The following is a 4257-nucleotide window of genomic DNA, read 5'->3' on the forward strand; positions in this document are numbered from 1 at the left end:
GGGGGCGTTTGCGGGAGGGGGCGGAATCCTACGCCAAGCTCGCCCAGATAGCCGGCGCGAGATCTTACTTGTTGCTGCCTTCTACGGTCGCGCCAGAAAGGCGACGGCTCAGTTCTATCCGGCGATGGCTACGCATTTTGAAGGTGTCTGGCCCAACGCGCCGATACTCAATGAAGCCGAGAGAACGCCAAAATCGCTCTGCCGCTTCATTCGCTTCCAGCACGGCCAACCGAATCTCTGTGGCACCTCTCGCAGCGGCCCAGCTTTCGACCGTCGAGTAAATTGAGCGTCCGACGCCACGACCACGCTGTGCGGCATCTACGATCATGAAGCCGAGATACCATGTGCCATCACGCGGATAATCGCGGAGGATGGCCGCGATTGCATATAGGCCGCCAGGCCCCTTCCATCCCAGGACAGCTTGATTGTGGGCGCTCTTTTCGGGCGGCACATCGGAGAAAAGCTCGCGAGCATCGTCCAGCGTGGGCGCGGCCCCGTCCTGCAACAGGAAATAGTCGCTGCAACGGTTGTACAGGTCTGCAACGTCTGCGGCGTCCGCTTGGGTAAGTTTGATCGGGGCTCCCGTCATCATCATCGCGTTTTGGCAGCAAGCACGCGCTGACCGTAATCCCGGAGTTCCCCGTTGGGACCGACATAGCGGTAGAGAGTGACGCGCTCGATCCCGAGTTCCTTGCAGAGGTCGGAAACGGACGTGTCGCGTTGGGCCATAGCAGCCTGAGCGAGCCGCACCTGGGCCTTGGAGAGGGCGAACTTGCGGCCACCCTTGCGTCCCCGCGCGCGGGCAGCGGCCAGGCCAGCCATGGTGCGCTCGCGGATCATATCCCGCTCAAACTCCGCCAGTGTGGCAAAAATGCCGAACACCATCCGGCCCGATGGCGTCGTGGTGTCGATCTGCGCGCCCTTGCCGGTGAGCACCCGCAGACCGATACCGCGATCCGACAGATTCTGCACCGTGCTGACCAGGTGGGTGAGCGTTCGGCCGAGCCGGTCGAGCTTCCAAACGATGAGGACATCGCCGTCGCGCAACGATTTCAGGCAGGCGGCAAGACCGGGGCGATCATCACGGCTACCGGATGCACGATCATCATAGATATTGCCTGGCTCGACACCGGCAGCGCGAAGGGCATCGTGCTGCAGGTCGAGCGACTGCGAGCCGTCGGCTTTGGACACGCGGGCGTAGCCGATCAGCATGGATCACAAACGAAGGTTTGAGGCGGTGACGAACATGAGCACATAAGATTGGGCTATTGTGTATCTTAACCAGCATCTCAATCAAGCTATCTCAAACCGTAGCTCGGAAAGAATAAGGAGCATGTATGCCGCGTCGCGTGACCCTGACCGATCGACAGCGCGAGGCGCTGCTTCACTTGCCGGTCGATCAAGGTGAGCTGCTGCGGCACTATACCCTCAGCGATGAGGATCTCGGGCATATCCGCCAGCGCCGGCGCGCCCACAATCGTTTTGGCTTCGCGCTGCAACTGTGCGTCCTGCGCTACCCGGGCCGGGTGCTCGCTCCTGGCGAGTTGATCCCGGCGCAGGTATCGGATTTCATCGCGGCCCAGCTCGGCCTGACCAGCGACGATCTACTCCTCTATGCCGCGCGCGAGGAGACCCGGCACGAGCATCTGGCGGACCTTCGCCGAATCTACGGCTATCGCTCCTTTTCGGGGCGGGGCGCACGGGATTTGCGCGAATGGATCGCTCGGGAAGCCGAGGCGGCGACATCGAATGAGGATCTTGCCCGTCGCTTCGTTGCGGAGTGTCGCCGCACCCGCACGATCCTTCCCGGCTCCTCGACGATCGAGCGCCTTTGCGCCGATGCGCTGGTTGAGGCCGAGCGCCGGATCGAGGATCTTATCGCCCATCGCATCACGCCAACCCTGAGCGAGAATTTGGCTCACCTGTTGGAGGATACGGTGGATGGTCGCGTCACGCGCTTCGTATGGCTGCGACAGTTCGAGGTTGGCGCAAATTCAGCAGCCGCTAACCGGCTGATGGATCGACTGGAATATCTTCAAAGGTTCGATCTTCCGGCGGATTTGCTGGACGGCGTGCCGGCGCATCGTGTGACCCGGCTTCGCCGGCAGGGCGAGCGCTATTACGCCGACGGCATGCGTGATCTGCCCGAAGACAGGCGGCTTGCGATCCTCGCTGTCTGCACCCTGGAATGGCGGTCATCGCTGGCCGATGTCATCGTGGAGACCCACGATCGCATCGTAGGCCGTCTCTATCGGGCCTCCGAACGCCTTTGCAACACCAGGATCGCCGACGAAAAGGCGGCCGTTCGGGACACGCTGAAGTCCTTTGCCGAAATCGGTGGTGCTTTGCTTGGAGCGCAGGACGATGGCACGGCCCTGGACGGGATAATCGCCACCGGGCCTGGCTGGGAACGGTTCAGAACCCTTGTCGCCACGGCCTCCGCGCTGACCAACGTGCTCGCGGCCGACCCGCTCAGCCGTGTGCTGGACGGCTATCACCGTTTCCGCCTCTACGCGCCCAGGATGCTGCGCCTGCTCGACATGCAGGCGGCGCCGATCGCCACGCCTCTTCTGGCGGCCGTTGCGATGCTGCGTAACGGGATCAAGGTCGATCCGCCGGTGGATTTTCTACGTCCCAACTCGAAATGGCATCGTCATCTTCGCGCTGAGCCCAGCGGCGACCACCGGCTTTGGGAAATCGCGGTGCTGTTCCACATCCGCGACGCCTTCCGGTCCGGTGACATATGGTTGGCGGGATCGCGCCGCTATGGCGACCTCAAGCAGCTTCTGGTCCCGCCACAGGCGATAGAGCAGACCGCGCGGCTCGCCGTGCCGCTGCGACCCGGCGAATGGCTGGCCGAGCGCAGGGCTCGACTGGATACACGGCTGAAGGAGTTTGGCCGCGCGGCGCGAACCGGCACGATCCCAGGCGGCATCATCGAGAACGGCAAGCTGCACATCGACAAGCTGAGGGCCGACACGCCCGAAGGGGCCGAGGATCTCGTGCTCGATCTCTATCAACAGCTCCCGCCCGCGAGGATCACCGATCTGTTGCTGGAAGTCGATGAGCGAACCGGATTTTCCGAGGCGTTCACGCATCTGCGCACCGGCGCGCCCTGCAGCGACCGGATCGGCCTGATGAACGTGTTGCTGGCGGAAGGCGTCAATCTCGGTTTGCGCAAGATGGCGGCGGCGACCAACACGCACAGCTTCTGGGAATTGCTGCGGATCGCGCGCTGGCATGTCGAAGGCAGCGCCTATGATCGGGCGCTCGCCATGATCGTGGAGGCCCACGCCGCCCTGCCCATGGCCGCCTTCTGGGGACAAGGGCAATCGGCATCCAGCGACGGGCAGTTCTTCCTTGCTACCGAGCAGGGCGAGGCGATGAATCTGATCAACGCGAAATATGGCAACGTCCCGGGCCTCAAGGGATACAGCCATGTGTCCGATCAATATGCGCCGTTCGCAACCCAGGTGATCCCGGCAACGGTCAGCGAGGCTCCCTATATCCTGGACGGGCTGCTCATGAATGACGCGGGCCGCCGCGTTCGCCAGCATTTTGCCGACACGGGCGGCTTCACCGATCATGTGTTCGCCGCCTGCGCCTTGCTCGGCTACAGGTTCGCCCCCCGTATCCGCGATCTCCCTCAGAAAAGACTCTATGCCTTCACGCCCAACGCGACGCCGGCCAATGTGCGAGCGCTGGTCGGAGGTAAGATCAATGAACCGCTCATCGAGCGCAACTGGCCCGACATCCTGCGCATCATGGCGACGATCGCAGCGGGGATCGTCGCCCCCAGCCAGATTCTTCGCAAGCTCGCCTCTTACCCGCGCCAGAATGAGCTGGCCCTCGCATTGCGAGAGGTGGGCCGCATCGAGCGAACCCTGTTCATGATCGACTGGATTCTTGATGCCGGCCTCCAGCGCCAGGCTCAGATCGGCCTCAACAAGGGTGAGGCCCACCACGCCCTAAAGCGCGCCATCAGCTTCCACCGCCGAGGTGAAATCCGGGATCGATCCGGCGAAGGCCAGCACTATCGCATCGCCGGAATGAACCTGCTCGCCGCCATCATCATATTCTGGAACACCATGAAGCTCGGCGAGGTCGTCAATACCCGGGCCGCCAGCGGTACCCATATCGCGCCTGATCTACTCGCCCACGTCTCGCCGTTGGGATGGGAACACATCAATCTAACCGGGGAATATCGCTGGCCCAAATCCTTAGCGTAGGATTCCGCCCCCTCCCGCAAACGCCCCC

General features: G+C 62.9%; 3 protein-coding genes. 1 reads left to right on the top strand and 2 read right to left on the bottom strand.

Annotation, left to right across the window (positions count from 1 at the left end):
- Positions 1-64 precede the first annotated feature (64 nt).
- Both AC13EK_RS00455 and AC13EK_RS00460 read right to left on the bottom strand, forming a co-directional pair.
- Positions 65-595, bottom strand: a complete 531-nt coding sequence (locus tag AC13EK_RS00455; protein WP_007686150.1) for a GNAT family N-acetyltransferase — start codon at positions 593-595, stop codon at positions 65-67.
- Positions 592-1212 (bottom strand): recombinase family protein, encoded by a 621-nt coding sequence (locus AC13EK_RS00460; RefSeq protein ID WP_008832583.1) that lies wholly within the window; start codon positions 1210-1212, stop codon positions 592-594. The genes AC13EK_RS00455 and AC13EK_RS00460 overlap by 4 nt, the downstream gene beginning before the upstream one ends.
- Before the next feature lie 125 nt (positions 1213-1337).
- Here AC13EK_RS00460 and AC13EK_RS00465 point away from each other — a divergent pair, with 125 nt between their 5' ends.
- Positions 1338-4229 carry a Tn3 family transposase gene (locus AC13EK_RS00465; RefSeq protein ID WP_016746447.1) on the top strand — a complete coding sequence of 964 codons (2892 nt, stop codon included), beginning with the start codon at positions 1338-1340 and terminating at the stop codon, positions 4227-4229.
- Positions 4230-4257: the final 28 nt, after the last annotated feature.

Source organism: Sphingobium sp. L-44 (genome assembly GCF_056859495.1).

Excerpts from the sequence above, each read along its gene's own strand:
- AC13EK_RS00455 (WP_007686150.1), bottom strand. The coding sequence starts at position 595 with ATGATGATGACGGGAGCCCCGATCAAACTTACCCAAGCGGACGCCGCA.
- AC13EK_RS00460 (WP_008832583.1), bottom strand. The coding sequence starts at position 1,212 with ATGCTGATCGGCTACGCCCGCGTGTCCAAAGCCGACGGCTCGCAGTCG.
- AC13EK_RS00465 (WP_016746447.1), top strand. The coding sequence starts at position 1,338 with ATGCCGCGTCGCGTGACCCTGACCGATCGACAGCGCGAGGCGCTGCTT.